This is a genomic window from Streptomyces sp. NPDC049879 (assembly GCF_044461265.1).
Classification (GTDB): Bacteria; Actinomycetota; Actinomycetes; order Streptomycetales; family Streptomycetaceae; genus Streptomyces.
In genome coordinates, this window is record NZ_JBITKT010000001.1 from 1,089,132 (window position 1) to 1,109,269 (window position 20,138).

General features: G+C 72.7%; 16 protein-coding genes. 5 read left to right on the forward strand and 11 right to left on the reverse strand.

All coding sequences use genetic code 11. The annotated features are described in order from the left end of the window. Positions 1 to 41: 41 nt before the first annotated feature. Positions 42 to 998 (reverse strand): S1 family peptidase, encoded by a 957-nt coding sequence (locus ACIBPC_RS05130; protein ID WP_398841384.1) that lies wholly within the window; start codon positions 996 to 998, stop codon positions 42 to 44. A 392-nt stretch (positions 999 to 1,390) separates the two neighbouring features. On the opposite strand from ACIBPC_RS05130, the gene ACIBPC_RS05135 reads away from it, so the two are divergent. Next, entirely contained in the window at positions 1,391 to 2,161 is a 771-nt protein-coding gene (locus ACIBPC_RS05135; RefSeq protein ID WP_398841386.1) for a polysaccharide deacetylase family protein, read from the forward strand. Positions 2,162 to 2,189: 28 nt separating this feature from the next. On the opposite strand, the gene ACIBPC_RS05140 is transcribed toward ACIBPC_RS05135, so the two are convergent. The 3 genes from ACIBPC_RS05140 to ACIBPC_RS05150 all read right to left on the reverse strand — a co-directional run bounded on the left by ACIBPC_RS05140 (position 2,190) and on the right by ACIBPC_RS05150 (position 4,151). Beyond that, a complete protein-coding gene (locus tag ACIBPC_RS05140; protein ID WP_398841388.1) occupies positions 2,190 to 2,588 on the reverse strand; it encodes a DUF2795 domain-containing protein in 399 nt (132 codons plus the stop codon). 283 nt (positions 2,589 to 2,871) lie between these two features. Continuing rightward, on the reverse strand, positions 2,872 to 3,444 hold the full coding sequence (locus tag ACIBPC_RS05145; RefSeq protein WP_362963474.1) for a TetR/AcrR family transcriptional regulator: 573 nt from the start codon (positions 3,442 to 3,444) through the stop codon (positions 2,872 to 2,874). A gap of 134 nt (positions 3,445 to 3,578) precedes the next feature. After that, positions 3,579 to 4,151 carry a hypothetical protein gene (locus ACIBPC_RS05150; RefSeq protein ID WP_398841389.1) on the reverse strand — a complete coding sequence of 191 codons (573 nt, stop codon included), beginning with the start codon at positions 4,149 to 4,151 and terminating at the stop codon, positions 3,579 to 3,581. 144 nt (positions 4,152 to 4,295) lie between these two features. Here ACIBPC_RS05150 and ACIBPC_RS05155 point away from each other — a divergent pair, with 144 nt between their 5' ends. Continuing rightward, positions 4,296 to 4,829, forward strand: coding sequence for an SPW repeat protein (locus ACIBPC_RS05155; RefSeq protein ID WP_398841390.1), 534 nt, complete (start codon positions 4,296 to 4,298; stop codon positions 4,827 to 4,829). A gap of 88 nt (positions 4,830 to 4,917) precedes the next feature. Here ACIBPC_RS05155 and ACIBPC_RS05160 read toward each other — a convergent pair whose 3' ends face one another. The 3 genes from ACIBPC_RS05160 to ACIBPC_RS05170 all read right to left on the reverse strand — a co-directional run bounded on the left by ACIBPC_RS05160 (position 4,918) and on the right by ACIBPC_RS05170 (position 13,413). Then, entirely contained in the window at positions 4,918 to 10,278 is a 5,361-nt protein-coding gene (locus ACIBPC_RS05160) for a ThuA domain-containing protein (protein ID WP_398841392.1), read from the reverse strand. A gap of 1,229 nt (positions 10,279 to 11,507) precedes the next feature. Next, positions 11,508 to 11,783 carry a hypothetical protein gene (locus tag ACIBPC_RS05165; protein ID WP_398841393.1) on the reverse strand — a complete coding sequence of 92 codons (276 nt, stop codon included), beginning with the start codon at positions 11,781 to 11,783 and terminating at the stop codon, positions 11,508 to 11,510. 181 nt (positions 11,784 to 11,964) lie between these two features. Continuing rightward, positions 11,965 to 13,413, reverse strand: a complete 1,449-nt coding sequence (locus ACIBPC_RS05170) for a hypothetical protein (protein WP_398841395.1) — start codon at positions 13,411 to 13,413, stop codon at positions 11,965 to 11,967. Positions 13,414 to 13,622: 209 nt separating this feature from the next. Here ACIBPC_RS05170 and ACIBPC_RS05175 point away from each other — a divergent pair, with 209 nt between their 5' ends. Both ACIBPC_RS05175 and ACIBPC_RS05180 read left to right on the forward strand, forming a co-directional pair. Then, the gene (locus ACIBPC_RS05175) at positions 13,623 to 14,582 is read left to right on the forward strand and encodes a hypothetical protein (protein ID WP_398841397.1); all 960 of its coding nucleotides are present in this window, start codon (positions 13,623 to 13,625) and stop codon (positions 14,580 to 14,582) included. Positions 14,583 to 14,694: 112 nt separating this feature from the next. Further along, positions 14,695 to 15,111: a hypothetical protein gene (locus tag ACIBPC_RS05180; protein ID WP_398841398.1), complete on the forward strand. Its 417-nt coding sequence runs from the start codon at positions 14,695 to 14,697 to the stop codon at positions 15,109 to 15,111. Positions 15,112 to 15,116: 5 nt separating this feature from the next. On the opposite strand, the gene ACIBPC_RS05185 is transcribed toward ACIBPC_RS05180, so the two are convergent. Next, the gene (locus tag ACIBPC_RS05185) at positions 15,117 to 15,956 is read right to left on the reverse strand and encodes a class I SAM-dependent methyltransferase (RefSeq protein WP_398841400.1); all 840 of its coding nucleotides are present in this window, start codon (positions 15,954 to 15,956) and stop codon (positions 15,117 to 15,119) included. Positions 15,957 to 16,054: 98 nt separating this feature from the next. Then, entirely contained in the window at positions 16,055 to 16,645 is a 591-nt protein-coding gene (locus tag ACIBPC_RS05190; RefSeq protein WP_362963462.1) for an XRE family transcriptional regulator, read from the reverse strand. Between the two features lie 95 nt (positions 16,646 to 16,740). On the opposite strand from ACIBPC_RS05190, the gene ACIBPC_RS05195 reads away from it, so the two are divergent. Continuing rightward, positions 16,741 to 17,715, forward strand: coding sequence for an NAD(P)/FAD-dependent oxidoreductase (locus ACIBPC_RS05195; RefSeq protein WP_398841401.1), 975 nt, complete (start codon positions 16,741 to 16,743; stop codon positions 17,713 to 17,715). A 77-nt stretch (positions 17,716 to 17,792) separates the two neighbouring features. Here the strand turns inward: ACIBPC_RS05195 and ACIBPC_RS05200 are convergent, their stop codons facing one another. Both ACIBPC_RS05200 and ACIBPC_RS05205 read right to left on the reverse strand, forming a co-directional pair. After that, positions 17,793 to 18,488, reverse strand: a complete 696-nt coding sequence (locus tag ACIBPC_RS05200) for an ABC transporter ATP-binding protein (RefSeq protein ID WP_398841402.1) — start codon at positions 18,486 to 18,488, stop codon at positions 17,793 to 17,795. A 26-nt stretch (positions 18,489 to 18,514) separates the two neighbouring features. Further along, on the reverse strand, positions 18,515 to 20,014 hold the full coding sequence (locus ACIBPC_RS05205) for an ABC transporter permease (RefSeq protein WP_398841403.1): 1,500 nt from the start codon (positions 20,012 to 20,014) through the stop codon (positions 18,515 to 18,517). Positions 20,015 to 20,138: the final 124 nt, after the last annotated feature.

The following is a 20,138-nucleotide window of genomic DNA, read 5'->3' on the forward strand; positions in this document are numbered from 1 at the left end:
CCCGGCGGTCCGGCACGTGCTGTGCGGTGGCGTGGGCCGGGTCAGTAGACCGTGGCGCCGTAGGCGTTCAGGGCTTCGACGACCGGCTGGAAATAGGTGGTGCCGCCGCTCGTGCAGTTGCCGCTGCCGCCCGAGGCGAGCCCCAGGCCGGTCGTGCCCCGGTACAGCGGGCCGCCGCTGTCGCCCGGTTCGGAGCAGATGTTGGTCCTGATGAGACCGGAGACGACCTCACCGGCACCGTAGTTGATCGAGTAGTGCAGCCCGGTGACGGTGCCGCAGACGTTCCCCGTGGCGCCGCCGCTGCGGCAGGCCGCCTGGCCCACCGTCGGGTTGGCGGCCCCGGTGATGTCCTGGACCGAGCCGTTGTACGGGTTGACGACGCCCTGGAGGTCGGCCGGCACGCCGTTGTAGCGCACGAGGCCGAAGTCGTTGCCCGGGTACGAGTAGGCCGCGCTCCAGCCGAGCGGCGGGTCCGGCGGGTTGGGCGGCGACGGCGGCTGGAACCAGGGATACCAGACGTACTGCGGCGGCAGTTCGAAGATGCAGTGCCCGGCGGTGAGGAAGTAGTACACGCCGTTGATCCGGACGTTGAAGCCGAGCGTGCAGGGCCAGAAGTTCAGGGCGTGGATGCCCTCCCCGCCCGAGGTGTACCGCTCGACGCGGCCCGGGGTCCGTTCGACGGCCAGGGCGTCCGCGAGCGGCCCGGCCGCCCGTTCGATCCGTGCGATCTCCGCGTCGGACACCGTCGTGTCGGCCACGACGGTGACGCGGCCCGCCGCCTTGTCGACGGCCCACGCGGTGCCGGGCACGTCGGCGGCCAGCACCGCGTCGGCCGCGGCGGCGAGCTGGGCGGAACCGAAGGAGCCGCCGGTACCCCGACCGGCGGCCTGGGCCGCGCCCGGCAGGAGGGCGGCGGCGAGGAGGACGAGCCCCGACAGCGCGGCGGTCAGCCGCGCTCTCCGGGGCCCGGGTCTGTCGGTGGCGCGGGCACGTCTCACGGCTTCCTCCCAGAGGAGAAGACAGGGATGGGGGAGTGGTGCGGGGTGGTGGCGTGAAGGCCCCCGCGAGGGCGGGGGCGAGCAGATCGTCCCACCGGGCGCGCGGGAGGGAAGACCGCTTTCCGGCCGCACCTGGCTTGTCAACTAGCCTCTTAAAAAAGGGAGTTGACCACTCTCCGCAGCTCCTGCCGCACCGCCGGTCCGCCGGCCGGACGCCGCCGGTGGCCTGGGACCGGCGCGTGGGGGAGGGGCCGCCGCGGGCCACGGACCGTCACCGGCGCTCCCCGCGCGACCGTATACGTTCCGGGCCCGCTGCTCCGAACGGGCGGGATGGCCCGGCCGAGCGGTGTGGACGCCCCGCGCGGCGCCGACCGCCGTGAGAACCCTGACTCATGTCGTATGAGACGTCCGGCACCCCGTCAGGCCCGTGCCCGCCACGGCGTCCCCCGCGCCGCCTGGTGGCGGGCGTCGCCGCCGGGCTCGGCCTGATCGCCCTCAACCGGCACCTCGTCGCGTCCGCCAGCGCCGGGGCCGACGACCCCGCCGCGACGCGGGAAGGTACCGGCGCCCACGGCGTCCGCGAGACGCTGCCGGGCACCGGCCGCCGCCTCGCCCTCACCTTCGACGACGGCCCGCACCCCGCCTACACCCGCGAGATCCTGGCCGTCCTGCGCGCCCACGGCGTCCGCGCCACGTTCTTCGTCGCGGGCGAGAACGCCGAGTGGCAGCCCGCCCTGCTGCGCGCCATCGCCGACGAGGGCCACCTCATCGGCAACCACACCTGGAGCCACCCCCGCCTCGACCGGCTCCCGCCCGCCGACGCCCGCGACGAGCTGGCCCGCACCAGCGACGCCGTCGCCCGCGCCGTCGGCACCCCGCCCGTCCTCGCCCGCGCCCCCTACGGCGCCTGGAGCGCGGACACCCTCCGCGCCGCCCGCGAGCTGGGCATGGCGCCCCTCGGCTGGTCGCTCGACACGGACGACTGGGCCCGCCCCGGCACCACCGCGATCTCCCGGACCCTGCTGGACGGGGCGCGGCCCGGCGCGATCGTCCTCGCGCACGACGGGGGCGGCGACCGTACGCAGACGGTCGCCGCCCTCGGGTACTGCCTCCCCCGTCTCCTGGACAGGGGATACGCGCTGGTGCTGCCGCCCGCCGGCTGACGCGCCGGCCGGCGGGCCGCCGCGCCGCTCAGGCGGCGGGCCTGCGGCCCAGCGCCGCCGCGATCTCCTGGACGTTGGCGAACCGCCGGCCGTCCGGCAGCCGCCGCACGCTGTCCACCAGGTCGTCGGGGGCGCTCACCTCGTCCAGCGTGGCCAGGAGCGTGCCCCGCTCGGCGGGGAACTCGGACGGGCGCAGATGGCGCGCCAGGTCGGAGCGGAACGCCTCGTCGGCCGCCTCCTCCTCCGCCGCCGAGCCGGGCGGCAGCACCGGACCCGCGGTGAGGTCCAGGTCCTCCTCGGGCACGGGCTCCGGCTCGCGCCACTCCTCGGAGCGCGTCGGGCCGTCCCCGCGCAGCATGCCCTGGAGCTCGTGCTTCATCTCGTCGTCACGGCGCGGGCCGAGCCGGTCGTTGCCCCGCTGCTGCATGGCTTCCCTCCTCGCCTCTGGACCCTCCCCGGCGGACGCGGGGGAGGAACGGTGGCCGCCGGGTACCCAGCGGCCACCGGGCCCAACACGCGCGGACGGCCGCCCCGCCCGCCCGCGCGGCGCGTTCTCCCGCGCGCGGGTGTTTCGGCTCCGGGGGCGGGGGCATCCGTAGGTCTCGGCTGGTGAGCGGTCAGCCGGGGAACACAGGGTTGCTGCCCCGGCCCTCTTCTGTTTTCAGGGAACGGGAGGGGGCCGGGGAGCATGGGGCCCGGCGGCGTCCGGCTCAGCCCGGCAGCAGCGACGCGATGACCGACTCCAGGTAGAGCCGTTCCTCTTCCCCCCGCGGCATCACCTCGGGCACGGCGTGCGCGAGCTGCACGCGGCCCAGGAAGCCGCAGTACGTGCGCAGCGCCCGGCGCCGCGCCTCCTCGGCGGGGATGCCCATCTCCACGAACAGCCCGGTCAGGTAGTCCAGTCGGTGCGTGGACACCCGGCGCAGCACGGGCGCGACCATCGGGTGTCCGGCGTGGGCGAGCAGCGCCGGTTCCGTGGGGTCGTCGCTCTCGACGAGCCGCATGAACAGCGCGCGTAGACGTTCCTCCGGACCGGCCCCCGCCTCGTCCGCGCCGGACACCTCGGCGACGCGCTGCTCCTCCCAGCGGCGCAGCGCCGCCTCGATCAGCGCGTCGCGGTTGGCGAAATGCCAGTAGAAGCTGCCCTTGGTAGCCCGCAGGCGTGTCGCGAGGGGTTCGATGGCGATCGACGCCAGGCCCCCGCCGTCACGCATGGCGGCGAGTGCCGCCTCGGCCCAGTCCGCGGCGGTGAGACGGCTGCGCGGGCCCCGCTGTTGTGGCATGGCAGTTACCGTAACGTACCGTTAAACCGTACGGTAGCGTATGGGTGGCTCAGCGGCCCGGACGGCCCGGATGTCGTACGCGAACTCCCCCGCATCACCTCTTCCTTCACAGCCGACGACGTAGCGCGCGTCCCTCAAAGGTCGCTCGCCTGCTCCTGCGGACGGATCATCACCATGGTGCTGCGGTCGGGATCGGGGCCCTCCTCGCGCACTTTCTCCACATGTGCGAGGGACCCGCGCAGATCGCCGAGCCAGCCGTCCACGTTCTGCTCCACGAGCCGGACGCACCACGAGAGCGCGTCGCTGCGGCTGCGCGCCACCCCGGCCGCGATGAGCGTGTCGAGCACCACGCGCTCCGGCTGCCGCAGCCGTGTCATCACCGGCGCCGAGACATGGGTGAACATCTCCCGCTCGTCGCCGCAGACCGCCCCCCAGGACACCTGCCGCCCGAAGCGCAGGCCCGCCTCCCTGGCCACCTCGACCCGCGCGCTCCTGGTGCGTTCGCGGAACTCGGTGATCCGCCCCTCGCAGGCCGCCCGCCGCTCGGCCTCGGACGCGTCGTGGCCGAGGCCGGGCTCGGCGACCCGGCCGATGACCGTGATCTCCTCACGGTCGGTGGTCACCTCGACCAGCTCGGTGAACCACGACGTGGGCACGCGCCCCACGATCCAGCCGCGCACTTCCTCGCGGCTCCGCTTCGTAATCATGTAATCAAGATTACAGCGCGCTGACCAGGCGCGCGGCCATCCTTTACCTCTGATTTAAGGACTGAGGTCCCGCTGGATTACCCAAATGGGGCATTCCGCGCATACTGGAAGAGTCCGTAGACAGATCGAAGGAGGCTTAGTCGCATGACCGACGTCTCACACCGCCAGAGGGGCGACCTTTCCGGACACCCCGACGAGATGGAAATGCGGGAGCGCTACTCCCGCGTCATGGGCGGGCGCGATGTTGTGTTCGTCGATGGGCCGGTGTTCCTGGCCGGTCTGTACGCCGCGATCTCGCCGTGGATACTCCACTTCCACAACGCGCACCCGGACCTGACGGTCAACAACCTGGTCCTCGGCATCGCCGTCGCCGTACTGGCTCTCGGCCTCAGCCGCGCCCCGGACCGGATGTACGGGCTCAGCCACGCCCTCATCCTGATCGGCGCCTGGCTGATCGTGGCCCCCTGGGTCATGGGCAGCAACCTCGACGCCGGGATCATCGTCAGCAACATCATCGTGGGCGGTCTGATCGCCCTCCTCGGTCTGGCGAGCGCCGCAGCGGCCCTCAAGGCACGCAGCTCCGCTCACCGGGCGGCCAAGCACGACGCCCGGCACGACACCAGGCACGACACCAGGCATGACACCCGGAACGACGCCCGGAACGACCTCAGGCGCTGACCCGGCGTGCCCACACAGCAGGGGCGGCCCCCCACCGGTTCCCACCGGCGGGGGGCCGCTTCCTGTCGCGCGCCGTCTCCCGCGGCGCCTACACCTGCTCGCGCAGCGCCTGGCCGACCGTCAGCAGCAGCGACCGCACCGCGCGGTCACGCACTCCGGCCGCCCTGTCCTCGAACCGGTCGAGGGCGCGCAGCGCCTGCGCCTCCTTGCCGCGGTGGCTGTACATCTGCGCCTCCGCCAGCTCCTTGACGAGCTGCCGCTCGTTCGCCGCCGTGATCCGTTCCTCGGCCGCGAAGCGCTCCACGAGCGCGATCGCCGACTCGAAGTCCGCCACGACACGGAACGTCCTGACGGCCTGCGCGCTGTTCCCGGCGACATCCGTCACCGTCAGCGTCAGGCGGTGCAGGCCGAGGCCGAGGGCGGCCGGGTCCAGCTCGGCCGGCACGTCCACCTCCCGGCCGTCCACCAGCAGCCTGACCGCGCCGACGCCCGACGTCGCGTCCTCCGTGACCGCCCTGACCTCGGGCGCGTCCACGAGGCCGATCTCCTCGCCGGCCGCGACGCCCCGCAGACGGGCCGTCGGTGCCGTCGCGTCGATCCGCACCGTGCGGGACACCGTCTCGGAGACGTTGCCCGCCGTGTCGGAGGCGCGCACCTCGACGGTGTGCTCGCCGTCGTCCGCCAGCTCGACGGGCGCGGTGTACTCCGCCCAGTCGCCGCCGCCCACGCGGTACTCCGTGTACACCTGGCCGTCCCCGGCGTCCTCCGCCGTCGCGGTCAGCGTCACGGGACCGGTGAACCAGCCCTCCTCCCCGGACGGTTCGCCCGGCTCGGTGGCCAGCTCGACGGTCGGCGCCGCCGTGTCGGACAGCACGCGGAACCAGTCGAACAGCGCGGGCTTGGACTCCTGCTGGTCCGCGCCGTAGGCGTAGATCCCGAAGCGGGGCGACGTACCGGCGAGTGCCTCGTTCGTCACCTCGCCGAGCTCGGTCCACTCCTCGCCGTCCGCGCTGTACCAGCCGGTGTACGTGTCGCCCGACTTGCCCAGCCGCAGGTGCCAGACGCCCTGGTCGGGCGGCGGGGACGCGTTCGGCTGCGGGCTGAGCACCGTGTCGTCGGCCTCCGCGCGCAGTTCGATGCCGCGCGTGACCGCCGAGCCCGGCGCGTTGGTCACCAGGTAGTCGAGCTTGACGTAGTGGGCGTCGTCGCCGTACACCATCAGGCCCGCCTGCTGGTACCGCTCGTCGAAGGCGGACGCGTCCACCTTCGTCTCGATGGTCCAGTCGCCCTCCGGCGCGGGCTGGAGGATCAGGTTGGCCGGGTCGGTCGCGGTGCCCTGGTAGATGTCGCCCGCGCTGGTGTCGATCCGCAGCTGCCCGTCCGCGACGGCGCGCGCCGACGCGTCGGGCCGCACGACCGCGGTCCAGCGGCAGGCGTCCAGCTCCGTGCCCTCGAACTCGTCCGACGCCTCGGGGGCCTCGGCCGTGTCGTCGGGCGTCAGCGTGAACCAGTCCACCTCGGCGGACACCGGCAGGGCCTCGGCCCGGTTGGTGAGGCCGAACAGCCCGATCCGCGGGTTGTCGATGCCCGCCAGGCTCTTCGTCTGCGGCATGTCGGTGAACGTGCCGCCGTCCGCGCTCCACGACGCGCGCAGGTCCTCGCCGTCACTGGTGAACCGCACCCAGTACGTGTCGGGGAAGTCCGCGCCGAGGTCGGACGTGTTGCTGTCGGCGACCTCGTTCGGGACGCCGTCCTCCTCCCTGATGAACTGGAAGATGCGCGCCGCCGCCGAGGGGCTGCCGGTCGAGCGGCCCTGGAGCACCATCTTCGCGTAGTTGTCGTCGTCGCCGTAGACGATCAGCCCGGCCTGCTGGTACGCCAGGCGCGCGGGCAGGGTGACCTTGGCGGTCGCCTCCCAGGCGCCGTCGGGCAGCGTCTGGAGCACGATGTTGGGCGTGTCCGAGTTGCCGGTGCCGTAGATGTCGGTGGCGGTCAGCGGCAGGACGAGGTTCCCGTCGCGTACGGCCAGGTCCTGGTTCAGCCGGACGGAGTCCGACCAGCGGTCCGTGTCCAGCTCCGACCCGTCGAAGCCGTCCGAGCGGCCCGACAGGCAGGGGTTGGACTGGTCCGGGCCGTCCACCTGGATGGCCACGCTCCGCGAGGAACGCGCCCCGCGCTCGTCGGTCACGGTGACCTGCGCGCGGTGCTCGCCCGGGGTGGTGTAGGTGTGCTCGGCCGTGGCGCCGGTGGCGGTGCCGCCGTCGCCGAACGTCCAGGCGTACTCCAGCGCGTCGCCCTCGGGGTCGGTCGCCTCGGCCGTGAAGTCCACGTCGAGCGGCGCGGTGCCGCTGGTCGGGTCGGCCGTCACGGTGACCACGGGACGCTGGTTCTCGGTGACGCCGCGGCCCCCGAACTCGACCCAGTTGACGTTCAGTTCACCGGTCGTCTTGACGAAGTACAGCGGACCGCTGTCCGTCGCCGTGTCCCCCTCGACGTCCGCCGAGAAGTCGCCGTACGTCTGCCAGGCGCCCGTCGCGTCCACGTCGATCGTCGCGACCGTCTCACCGGTGTCCGGGTCGCCGGTGCGCACCTCGACGGTCGCCCCGAGGGTCGGGGAGGCCGCGCGCAGGCCGATCGTGTCGATGTTCGTCAGGTTGGCCGGGTCCCAGGACCACCAGTCGCCGTCCTCGATGTGGCCGATGTTCTGGCCGCCGCCCGCGGTGTCGCCGGTGGCCTCGGTCTGCACGCCGGGGTTGCCGCCCGCCGTGGAGCCCTCCAGACGCCCTGTGCCGTCGAAGTACTCTGCCTCGCGCAGCTTCGGCTGGAGGACGATGACCTCCTGCGTCGTCAGCGGGGGCGCGTCACCGTTGCCCCGGTCGGTGTAGGTGACGGTCACGGTGCCGAAGATGTTGGCGCCCGTGTGCCCCTCGTCGCCCTGCAGCGGGAAGACGCCGCTGCACCCGTGGTACTGCTCGTACCCGTGGGCGTGCTCGTCGTGGCCGAGCGCGGGCTGCACGACGACGTCGTCGCAGTCCACCTGGCCGTCCTCCGCGTCGGTCACCGACACGTCGTAGGCGATCGTGTCGCCGAACTCGAAGAACCCGCCGTCCACCGGCGCGGCCACCTCGATCTCCGGCGCCGTGTTGCCCGCCGTGATGTCGAGGTTCGACACCGCCGCGCGGCCGTCCGCGTCCGTCACGGTGAGCCGCGCCGTGTACCGGCCCGCCTCCGTGTAGGTGTGCGTCACGACCGGCTCGGTGCTGTCCTCGGTCCCGTCGCCGTCGAAGTCCCAGGAGACCGTGACGGGCGTGCCGTCCGGGTCGAAGGAGTCCGTCGCGTCGAAGGCGACCTCGAGGGGCAGCGGGCCCGAGGTGCGGTCCGCCGTGAAGCGGGCGATCGGGCTGCGGTTGCCCTCCACGTAGTCCACGCGGTAGACGCCGGAGTCGGCGTTGTTGCCGCCGAAGCCGCTGCCCCAGTCGATGAGGTACAGCGCGCCGTCGGGGCCGAACTCCATGGCGTGCGGCCGGGTGAAGTCCATGCCCTCCAGGAAGCGCGACACGTCCGAGACGCCGGTGCGGTCCTCGTCCGGCTGGACGGTGAACAGGCGCCCGTCGTTCCAGTCGCCGAAGATCGCCATCCCGTCGAAGTAGGCGGGCCACTTCCGCTCGGACGCCAGCTCGGAGTCGTACACGTACGCGCCGCTGGTCATCGGCGCGCCGCTGCCGCCGATCTCGGGCACGCCCGAGGCCGACTTGCCCATCCACAGCTCCGCGGGGATCGCGGCGGGCAGCTCGGCGACGCCGGTGTTGTTCGGCGAGTCGTTGACCGGCGCCGCGCAGTCGAACTGCTGGCCGGAGGTGTTGGTCGCGAAGTCGAAGTCGTTGTACGGGGTGTTGGCGCCGACGCAGTACGGCCAGCCGTAGAAGCCTGGCTCCGACAGGATGTTCCACTCGACGCGTCCGTCCGGACCCCGGTTGGGGTTGGCCGAGCCCGCGTCGGGGCCGTAGTCCGCGACGTACAGCCGGTTCGTCAGCGGGTCGAGGCCGATGCGGAACGGGTTGCGGAAGCCCATCGCGTAGATCTCGGGCCGCGTGTCCTCCGTGCCAGGGGCGAAGAGGTTGCCCTCCGGGACGGTGTAGGTCCCGTCCGGCTGCGGGGTGATGCGCAGGACCTTGCCGTTGAGGACGTTGCTGTTCGCCGAGGTGCGCTGCGCGTCCCAGGGGGCGCGGCCCTGCCGCTCGTCGATCGGCGTGTAGCCGCCCGAGTCGAACGGGTTGGAGTTGTCGCCGGTGGCGATGTACAGGTTGCCCTCGGTGTCGAACTCCAGCGCGCCGCCCGCGTGGCAGCACTCCTGCCGCTGGGTCGCGATCTCCAGCACCACTTCCTCGCTGCCGGGCACGATCGCGTCACCCTCGACCGTGAACCGCGACACGCGGTCGATCGCCGCCGAGCCGCTGGGCGAGTAGTAGAGGTACAGCCAGCCGTTCTCCGCGAAGCCCGGGTCCAGCGCGATGCCGAGCAGGCCGAACTCCTGGCCCGTGTACACCGGCACCGTCCCGGCCGTCACCACCGACCCGTCGGTGCGGACGAGGCGGACGGACCCGTTGCGGTCGATGTAGAAGACACGGCCGTCGTCGGCGATGTCCAGCTCCATCGGGTTGCTCGTGTTGTCGTCGAGCGTGACCTTCTCGAAGCTGTCGGTCAGCGACGCCGAGCAGTCGGCCGGCAGCACACCGGCCGCCGTCCGTATGCCGTTCAGCAGGTGTTCGAGGAACTCGGGCTCCTGGAACGACTCCTGGGTGTGGCCCATGCCGGTGTACCAGGACCGGCCGCCCTCGATGTCCTGGCACCAGGCGATCGGGTGCTCGGCGCCCATGGTGCCGCCGTCGTAGGACGTCTCGTCCAGCGAGGCGAGGACGTGGACGTCGCCGCGCGGGTTGTCGCCGTAGCTGTACCACTCGTCGTACCGCTCCCAGCGCGTGGGCAGGTGGGCGGTGGAGGGGTGGGCGTGGTCCTCGACCTTGACCGCGGCCTCCTGCGGCTGCGGGTGGTTGTCGAAGTACGCGCCGACGAGTTCGCCGTACCAGGGCCAGTCGTACTCGGTGTCGGACGCGGCGTGGACACCGGCGTAGCCGCCGCCGCCCTCGATGTACCGCTCGAACGCGGCCTGCTGGTCGCTGTTCAGGACGTCACCGGTGGTGGACAGCCAGATGACGACCTCGTACTGCGCGAGGTCGGCGTCGTTGAAGACCGACGCGTCCTCGGTGGCGGTGACCTCGAAGCCGTTCTCCTCGCCGAGCGCCTCGATCGCGCTGATCCCCGCGGGGATCGAGTCGTGGCGGAAACCGGCGGTCTTGCTGAACACCAGCGCGTTGAACGTCTCCTCACCATGGCCGGGATGGGCGGCCGCCGTGGTGGCGCCGGTCAGGACCGCGAGTGCCGTCGCCACGACACAGGCCGCGGTTCTTCGCAGGCGTCTTGGTGCTGCTCTCAACACGTGCTCCTCACTGGACGGATGGGCTGAGTGCGTTACCGCCCTCCCGGCGACGACGGGTCACCGGGAGGGCGGGATCGGGGCCGTGGGGCCGTGGACGGGGGAGACGACACCGAGCGGGGCGGTGGCCACCCGCCCGGTGCCGGACCGGGGTCATGGGCCGGATCTTCACGCGTCGAAGGGGTGCGGATTCCCGCCCGGGCGCCCAGAGCGTACGAGCGCCGACAGGAGCCGTCCATACTGACGGCAAGGAAATGACAGTGCGTCGGAAAAATAGCCGCGACAATGGAAAGAAAGTGACTTCCACACCGCAATTCCCCGCCCACCGCAAACGGTCCCCACCCGCCACGCCGGCCTCACACCATGACTCGAACTCCCGGTTCTCGCACAGGACATGCCTGGTCACTCCCTCACCGGGGGCGACGGGACCTCAGCATGCCATCGATGTCCACGGAATCACCCTCCCATGAACACACAATTTCTCCGCCTCGCCCACCCCTTCGGCACTGCAAATACCGGTGATCATTTGCAGAGGGTCTGCACTCGCCGACGACGAGCGGCGATCCCTTTCCGCCGACATGGACAAAGTGTTCGCGAAGAGTCGCCACACGCGACTCTTTCGACAGGTCCTGCCGGATCGCACGCCTGCCGGGCTGCCTCGCCCCTCGCGACATCTGAGGACGCCGCGTGCACGGGTACCGCCCCGCCGCCGGGCCTGTGCCCGCGGCTTCACCGTCTCTGGCTCCGCGGTCTCTGCGGGCTCGAATTCGGTCGATGCAGAGGACAAACGCCTTTTCCGCCTCCCCGGCGGCAGGGGCGGGTGTCCTGCGCCTGTACCGGGGCCTCAGCGTGCCTGGCGGCGTGTACGGGAAGAACGCTGCCTGGCACGCTTTCGGCGCCTCGCTCTCCGCGCCTGCCCTGGCCGAGGCGTACCCCGACGGGCTGCTGATCGCCGTCCATGCGCTGGCCCCCCCCAGCCGACTACCACCCGGAAGTGGCTGCGCTCGCCATCGACGCCTGGCTGCACGAGGAGTTCGCCCTCCCCGCGACCGGCGCGACGATCCCCCCAGCGCCAGACGGCCTCGCTTTCCACTGGCCCACCTCTGACGCGCCCGAGAGGGAGCCGTCAGCTATGAGGGGATCCGGCCCCTGCAGAGACACACCTGATCGTGCTGTCCGTCCGGTCAGCTTTCGTCCTGCCGCGCTCCGGACTTCCCCTGGGCATGGGCCCCACGGGTTGGAGCGACCGTGCCGCCACCAGGGTCAGCGTCTGATTTCGCGCGCAGCTCGTGCTGTACCCGACGCCACGCGCGGATGATCTGCGGCAGTCTGGACAACACGTCGCTGATCTGCGTGAGCAGCAGCGTCACGAGCCCGAACGCCGCTAGGACGACGAGGCTGATTCCATCCCACGTCACGGCGTGACCTCGCACATGATCCTCAACATAGTGATACCTCATGCCTCCCGGCTGGTCTCTGGGACACCGATTCGGTGACCGCTTCTCATCACTGTGCGGAGTCGGGGAGAGACCCCTGTGCGGCCTTCCCGGGGCCGGGCTCCGGGACAGTCACCGCCTTCCGGTCCTCCGCGAACCGGGTGTTCCGATGGCCCGCCCCTGGCCGGGGCAGGTGCCGGATAATTCAGCGGTCGACCGTGCCGGTGTCCCGGACGAACACCCCCTGACGAACCATCCAGTCGAGCGCGTCCACTCCCAGCCGGTCGGGGGCTTCACGAAGGGCGGTTTCCACCGCCGCGAGGTCGGCCAGCTGCCCTGGCGCGTCCGACAGGTCCAGCTCCGCCAGCCGTTCCATCGCTCCGGCGACGGCATCCTGCCAGCCCGGCATGCCGAACTGGTCCGAAGCCTTGAACGCGGCGGACATCGCTCTGTGCAACAGCGCCGCCCGCCAGTCGTGGTGCCGGATCACCTCTCCGGTGAACCAGACCCGGTCGTCGACATGCTTGACGAATTCCGCCGCCGGGCCGGACATCGTGCGCAATGTGAAGGCTGTACCACCGGCCCAGGGCAGGTCCAGGTCCGAGGCGACCGCCACGAACCCGAGCAGTGCATCGGGGCCGTCGTCCCGCGCGGTCACCAGCGCCGTGCGGGCCCTGCGGTAGAGATCGACGCTCTGCGCGAAGATCTCGCCGTCGGTCGGCCCACCCTCGGCCGCATGGATGACCTCCAGTGGGCCTTCACGCCAGGCGTCGGCCACCAGACCCACCGCGGCGGCGTCCGTGAGGGCTTCCACATCATCGGCGTCGATGCCGTACGGTGCGAGAAGAGCGGGGGCCACATCGTGGATGCCGGTGAGGAACTGCTGCGCCTGCCCGGCCTCTGTCCCGGTGCCAGACTCGCCCAGCAGACCCGTGAGCAGATGTGACGTCGGCTCGGGAGCAGGCCGTTCGACTGCGATGCCGTGTTCCGTGAGGTCATCGAAAATGGCATCCGGTCCGCAGTCGATCTCCGAGACGTCATGGCGTCCCGAGCAGTCCGCCGGGCACTCCATCTCCCCGCACATCTCCGGTTCGTCCGGCTGGGCCTCATTGATCAGGTGGTAGGCGAGCCGTTCGGCGACCGTTTCCCGGGCCGTCACCATGGCCAGGTCGAGGCGGAACTTTTCGTCCCTCAGCGCGGGGTCCTCCTGGTCCATCGAGGCAGGTGGCTCCGGGGCGTCCGGGACCCAGGCGTACGCCGACTCCAGTGAGACCAGGAGCGCGGCGACCCGCAGCGGTCTGACCCCCTCGTCCGGCACCAGCGCGGTGACGGCCTCCGCGGCCTGTCGTACGCGGTCGAGCCGAGCGAGATGGCGCTCACGCACCGGCGCCCAGGCGGCCGCTTCGGTCCCGGCTCGCTCGGCATCCTGAGCGAGCGCGGCGTCACGGGTCCGTCGCGCGCGGGCGACGAGGCGTGTCAGGCAGGAGCGGCAGCCGAACAGACCCGACTCGGGAGTCGGTCCGAGCGGTATGGGCGTGCTGTCCTCGAAGGGCTTGTCGCAGAGGCAGCAGTCCAGCATCTCGACGTGGCGTGCGGTGGGGAGGCCCGGCAGTGCGGAGCGGATTGTGGTGTAGGCATAGGCAGGGATGTGCACAGAACGACTCCTCCGAGTTCGGCGCCCTTTCCTCATGACGCTGAGTCCATGCTCCAAGTCGTCCTGGAATCCTTGTCGTTGTCTGACGGGCGGCGCCGGTAAGTTGGCATAATCTGACACGCGCAGCTTCGCCTGCACATTTGATGCTCTTGGCGCTATCTGACGGTCAGCGCGACCGTCGCCCGACGGCTGAAGGGATGCACCGTTCCGTGACCGCAGACAGCGTCTCCCTACCGAACGAAGCCCATCAGGAGTTGGTACGGGCTCTGGAAGAACTGCACCGGGCCGCAGGCCGCCCCGGCATGCGGAAGGTGAGTGCCCTGATCGCCGAGGGCGACCACCCCGCGGTCGTCAGCCATGAAGGGGTCCGTACAGCCATCAAGGGCCTGACCGTCCCCCGCTGGGAAACGGTGAAGTCGATCGTGGCGGTGCTCGCCGCCGCCTGTGTTGATCCGCCTCGCGACCCCACAGCTGAGGTGACGCGGTTCCTTCCCCTGTGGCGGGCCGTGCGGGAGGGCGAGCCAGGAGGCATGAAGTCGGCCCGGGAACTCGCGCTGTCCCAGGGGTGGGGCGCCGATGACGGGCGATGGACCGCCGATGCCCTCGTTGGGATGGTCATGAACCCCGTTCTGGCGGTCGAGATCGACCCCTCGCTCGCCGTACCGCACAAACCCCTGATCACGGAGGACGAGTGGGTACAAGGCGGTGTCCGCCTCATAGAAGACCACGGTGCCGAGTTCGCCCTCCGTGCTCTCCTGCGCGTCCTGAAGGGCGATTACCTGGGTGCCGAGGAGGGCAGCCCATTCGGCTACCGCTATCCCGATCAGGAAGCGGTCGACATGCGCACGGCCTTCCTCTTCGGATGCGACCGGATACTCCAGCGTCTGGCGGCCGAGCCGAATCTCCTCCAAAGGTCGATCAGTGCGATGCATGCCGACGACACCATGGACCGCGAAGAACGCATCGAGATGCTGCGCGCCGAAGCCGACCCGTCCCTGGTGCGGGAGATCATGACGGCGACGCCCGAAACATGGGACGAACTCTCCGAGGAGGCCCACCATCAGATCTTCGGCTACCTCGTCAAGGAGATCCGTCCCGTGGGCCGGTTCGGGCTCCCGCCCGAACAGCGGTACCGGATCACATGGCGTGTCCCCGAGCCGACCGTGTGACGGGTCCGCGGGCTTCGGCGACTCCGAGTCGTCCAGTTGTGAGGCGGTCCAGGGCGAGCTCTCTGCGGGAGGTCTGCGGGCTCGAATCCGGTTGATCCAGGGGGAGAACGCCTTGTCGCGCACCTGCCGGTTCCGCTTCCGCCTGCCCGGCGGCCGGGGCGGGCTGGCGGCCGATCTGGTCGCCGCCGTCCTCCCGGTGGCCGCGCCCGGCGCGCCGGGTGTCCTGTGGCTGCACCGGGGGGTCGGCCTCGGTGTGCCGGGCGGCATGTACGGGGAGGACGCCGCCTGGCTCGCGTTCGGGGCCTCGCTCTCCGCGCCCGCCCTGGCCGGGGCGCACCCGGACGGGTTGCTGATCGCCGTCCACGCGCTGGAGTACCCCCTCGCCGACTACCGCTCCGAGGTGGCGGCGCTCGCCATCGACGCGTGGCTGCACGAGGAGTTCACCCTCCCCCCGACCGGCGCGGGCGTGACCGCGTCGGCCACCGGCCCGGTGTTCACCTGGGGCGCGGGCCGCCCGCCCTTCGCCTGACGGCGTCAGGGGCGGCGGGCGGCCCAGAGGGTGCGTTCCGTGCGGACGCCCAGGTCCGTGCGGCGCAGAACGCTCTGCGGGCTGCCGGTGTCCAGCAGGCGGTCCAGCGCGGCCAGGTCCGTGGGTGTCAGGGCGGACGCCGCGCCCTCGCGCAGGCGGCGCAGGCTGCCGAGCGCGTAACGGGCGACCGCGTCCGTGGGCGGCGGGCCGATGTCCACGGTGACGGTGTGCTCGGCCTCGACCGTGAAACCGGCCGCCGTCAGCGCCGCGCCCCAGTCGTCGCCCCGGTGGGGCACGTGCTCGGCGTGGTGCCGGTCGAGGGCGGCGTGGCAGCGTTCCTCCAGGCCGGGCGCCTCCGCCGGGGCGTCCGCCGGCAGGAAGCGGGGGAACCCGGCCAGCTCGACCACCGCGAGCAGCCCGCCGGGCGCCAGCAGGCGGTGGACCCGGCGCAGGGCGGCGGCGGGGTCGGCCATGTGGTGCAGGGACGCCGAGGCCCAGACCAGCTCGGGCGTCCCGAGATCCGGCCACCGGTCCGCGTCCAGGTCGGCCCGTACGACGCGCACGCGGTCGGCCGCCCCGGCCTCGGCGGCCTTCTCCCGCAGCCGGTGCAGGTGGGGGGCCGACACGTCCACGGCCGTCACCTCCGCGCCGGGGAAGCGGCGGAGGAGGGCGAGGGTCCCGGCGCCCGTCCCGGCGCCGAGGTCCACGATCCGGCGGAGCGCGGTGGTGACGGGCAGCCGGTCGGTGAGGGACGCGAGGTGGCCGGCGAGCACCTCGGCGTCCAGGTCCAGGATCTCCACCTGGTCGCGGTCGTGCTCGTGGCTGTGGTGCGGGGAGTGGCTCATGCGGCCACGCTAGGCGGGCCGCCCCCGTACGGCCCGGCGGTTCCCCGGATGCGCAAGGCGATGCCCCGCCGGGCTGCCGGAGGCGCAAGCGGTCACGTTCACGTACGGTCCGGCCGCTGCCCCGCGTCGTCCCCGCCCTGGTGGCCGCGGCGGGCGTCGTGGTCGAAGATGCCGAGCGTCTCGCACGGCCCGCCCGCCGTGCCGATGGCGTGCGGCAGCATCGTGGGGAACTCCGCCGCCTGGTTCGCCTCGATCCTGAACCGCCGGTTGCCCAGCAGCAGGATCGCGGTCCCCGACAGGACGACGAGCCACTCATGGCCCGCGTGGGCGCGCAGCCGCGTGGGGCTGTCGGGCGGCGGCTCGGTCATGCGCTGGCGGACGACCGTCATGCCGGGGTACGCGCCGAGGGGCCAGCGCAGCTGGCCGCGGGCCCGGTCGACCACCGGGTTGGAGACGACGTCGTCCGAGCCGGTCTCGACCAGCTGGTCGAGCGAGGTGTCGAGGGCGCGGGCCAGGGTGACCAGCTGGTCGAGGGCCAGGCGGCGCCGCCCGTTCTCGATGCGGCTGAGCGTGGACTGGCTGATCCGCGCGCGGGTCGCCAGCTCCTCCAGGGACAGCCCCTGGGCCACGCGCAGGGCGCGGATGCGCTTGCGCACCAGGCCGTCCAGCTCGCCATCCTCTTGCGTCATGGGCAACATGCTATGCGCCTCGGGCAAGGCCCGCTTAGCGTCGGACGGCGTACGGCCCCCCCGACTGGCGGGGCCGGAAAGAGAGAGGAGACCCCATGCCCACCGACGTGGACGCCGTCGTGATCGGCGGCGGCGCCGCAGGACTGAACGGCGCGCTCATGCTGGCCCGCTCCCGCCGCTCGGTCGTCGTGATCGACGGCGGCGACCCGCGCAACGCGCCCGCCGAGGGCGTCCACGGGCTGCTCGGCCTGGACGGCACCCCTCCGGCGGAGCTGTACGCGCGGGGCGGGGAGGAGGTCCGCCGGTACGGCGGCCGGGTCGTGACCGGCCAGGTGGTACGGGCCGCCCCGGCGGAACCGACCCCCGGCGGCGACCCGCGCTTCGCCGTCGCCCTCGCCGACGGCACCACCCTGCGCGCCCGCCGCCTCCTGGTCGCCACCGGCCTGCGCGACGTCCTGCCCGGCATACCCGGCCTCGCCGCGCACTGGGGGCACGGCGTCGTGCACTGCCCCTACTGCCACGGCTGGGAGGTGCGCGACGAGCCCATCGGCGTCCTGGCGGTCGGCCCCGCATCGGTCCACCACGCCCTGCTGTTCCGGCAGTTGACCGACGACCTCGTCTACTTCACCCGCGGCACCGATCTGGACGCGGACACCCGCGCCCGCTTCGCCGCCCGCGGCATCCGCGTCGTGGACACCGGCGTCACCGAGGTCGCCACGGCGGAGGACGGCGGCATCGCGGGCGTGCGCCTGGCGGACGGGCGGCTCGTGCCGCGCCGCGTCCTCGCCGTCGCCACCACCCTGTGGGCGCGTACCGAGGGCATCGGCGACCTGGGCCTGCCGATGCGCGACCTGCCCGGCGGCATGGGCCGCCACTTCGCCACGGGCATGGCGGGCACCACCGACGTCCCCGGCGTCTGGGTGGCGGGCAACGCCGCCGACCCCATGGCCCAGGTCGGCGCCGCCGCGGCGGCGGGCGCCCTGGCCGGGGCGCACATCAACGCCGACCTGGCCACCGCCGACACCGACGCGGCCCTCGCCGCCGCACGCCGCGAACGCACCCCCGCCTGACGCGTTCCCCGCACCGGGAGGCACCCGCCCCGCGCCGCCGAAGGGGGGCGGCGGCGCGGGGCGGGAGTCGTGCGGCCTCAGCCGGCGGGGGTCGCCGTCCTCCGCTCGGTGACCGTGATCCGGCCCTTCGCGATGCGGGCCACCCGCTCGGCACGGCGCGCGATGCCGCTGTCGTGCGTCACGAGGACGAACGTCAGGCCGTGCTCGCGCCACTGCGTCTCCAGCACCTCCATCACCTCGTCGCGCGTGGTCTCGTCCAGGTTGCCGGTCGGCTCGTCGGCGAGCAGCACCTCCGGGCGCTTCACGAGCGCGCGGGCGATGGCGACGCGCTGCTGCTGGCCGCCGGACAGCTCGCCCGGTATGTGGCCCGCGCGCTCCGCGAGGCCGACCGACGCGAGGGCCTCGGCGGCGCGGGCGCGGCGTTCGGCGGGGCGCACGCGCAGGGGCACGAGGGCGGTCTCGACGTTCTCCTGCGCGGTGAGCGTCGGGATGAGGTGGAAGCCCTGGAAGACGAAGCCGATCCGCTGGGCGCGCAGCCTGGTCAGCTTCGCCTCGGACAGCCCGCCCAGGTCCTCGCCGTCGAGCAGGACCGAGCCCGACGTGGCGCGGTCGAGGCCGCCGAGCAGTTGCAGGAGGGTGGACTTCCCGCCGCCGGTGGGGCCCTGGACGACCAGGCGGCTCCCTGCGGGAATGGTCAGCGAGACCTTGTCGAGCGCGGCGAGGGTGGCTTTGCCGCGCCGGTAGGTCTTGCTGACGTCGGTGAGTGCGTACACGGGGTTTCCTCTCCCGGGTCGACGGGTCAGGCGATACGGCGGAAGGCGTCGGCGGGGCGCAGCCGGGAGGCGCGCCAGGCGGCGAACGCGCCGGAGACCAGGCCGCCGGTGACGGCGAGCGTGACGGCGAGCAGGACGATGCCAAGACCGACCGGGGCGGTGAGGCCGATGTCGAGGGACTGCCCGGCGGCCTCGGCGGCGTCCGGGGCCCGGCCGCCCATCCCGCCGGGGCCGCCGCCCATCCCGCCGGGGCCCATCCCCATGCCGGGGCCGCCCGCGGCGGTCGCGGGGAGTTCGGCGGTCAGGGCGGGGCTGGCCCAGGTGATGAGCCACGCGGCGGCCAGGCCGACGCCCAGGCCGAGCGCGCCGCCGAACAGGCCGGTGACCAGCGACTCGCCCACGACCTGCCGGGTGACGCGGCCCCGCGTCCAGCCGATGGCCTTCAGCGTGCCGAACTCCCTGACCCGGCGGCCGACCGACGAGGCGGCGAGCAGCCCGGCGACGAGGAAGGACGAGCCGAGCACCAGCCACGACAGCCAGCGGCCCACGCCGTCCGCGAGATCGGCGGCGGTGGAGAGGGAGCCGGACACCTGGTCGGCCAGGTCGTCCGCGGTGGTGACGTCGGCGTCGGCGACCCGCTCGCCGATGGCGGCGGCGATCGCGTCGATCCGCTGGGAGTCGGCCGCCGTCACATAGACGTCGGTGACCTTGCCCTCCTGCTCGGCGAGGGTCTGGGCGGTGGCCAGCGGCAGGTAGACGTCGGAGGCGGCGTCGCCCTCGGCGGTCTCGTTCAGGCCGATGATCTCCAGGTCGGTCCCGGCGAGGGTGAGCGTGTCGCCGACGGCCAGGTCCTCGCCGGCCGCGTACTCGGCGTCGAGCACCGCCACCGGCGCGTCCGCCTCGCCGGTCTCGAACGTGCGGCCGTCCGTCACCTCGGTGCCGGCCAGCGGGCCGATGCCCGGCTGGGTGACGTCGGCCCCGAGCACGCGGTACTGGTTGATGTCGAAGTCGGCGCCGCCGCCCCCGATCCGGGGCCCGCCCTCCTCTCCGCCCTCGCCGCCCATGCCGCCGGGGGGACCGCCCGAGCCGTCGTCCTCCATGAACTGCCCGGGGTCGAAGTTGCCGTTCACGCCGATGTTCCGGAGGCTGAGGGCACCGGCCGCGCCGGTCACGTCCTCGATCCCGGCCACGGCGGCCACGTCGTCGGTGGTGAGGGTGTCCTGACCTTCGAGGACGAGCATGTCGCTGCTCTGCTCGGCGTCCTGGTCGGCGTCGAACCGGAAGCCGGGACGCTGCCGTTGCCCGCCGCCCTCGCCTTCCTCCGGCATGTCGAACGCCTTGCTGACGGTCATGTCCGTGCCCAGCCCGTACAGGGACTCCAGCACGTCGTCCTGGGCCTCGCGCATCCCGGCGGACACCGCGTTCACGACGAGGACGAGGGCGATGCCGAGCGCGAGCCCGGAGGCGATGACGAACTGCGCCTTGTGACGTCTGCGCAGTTCGCGGCGCAGGTAGGTGAAAAGCATGCGCGGGACGCTATGGGCGGGGGGTGAGGCGTCCGTGAGGAGTTGATGAGAGCCGCATGAGAAAGCACGCCCGGCCGCCCATACCCCGCACACCGTCCGCGTCCACGGGCACCCGCGCGCGGAA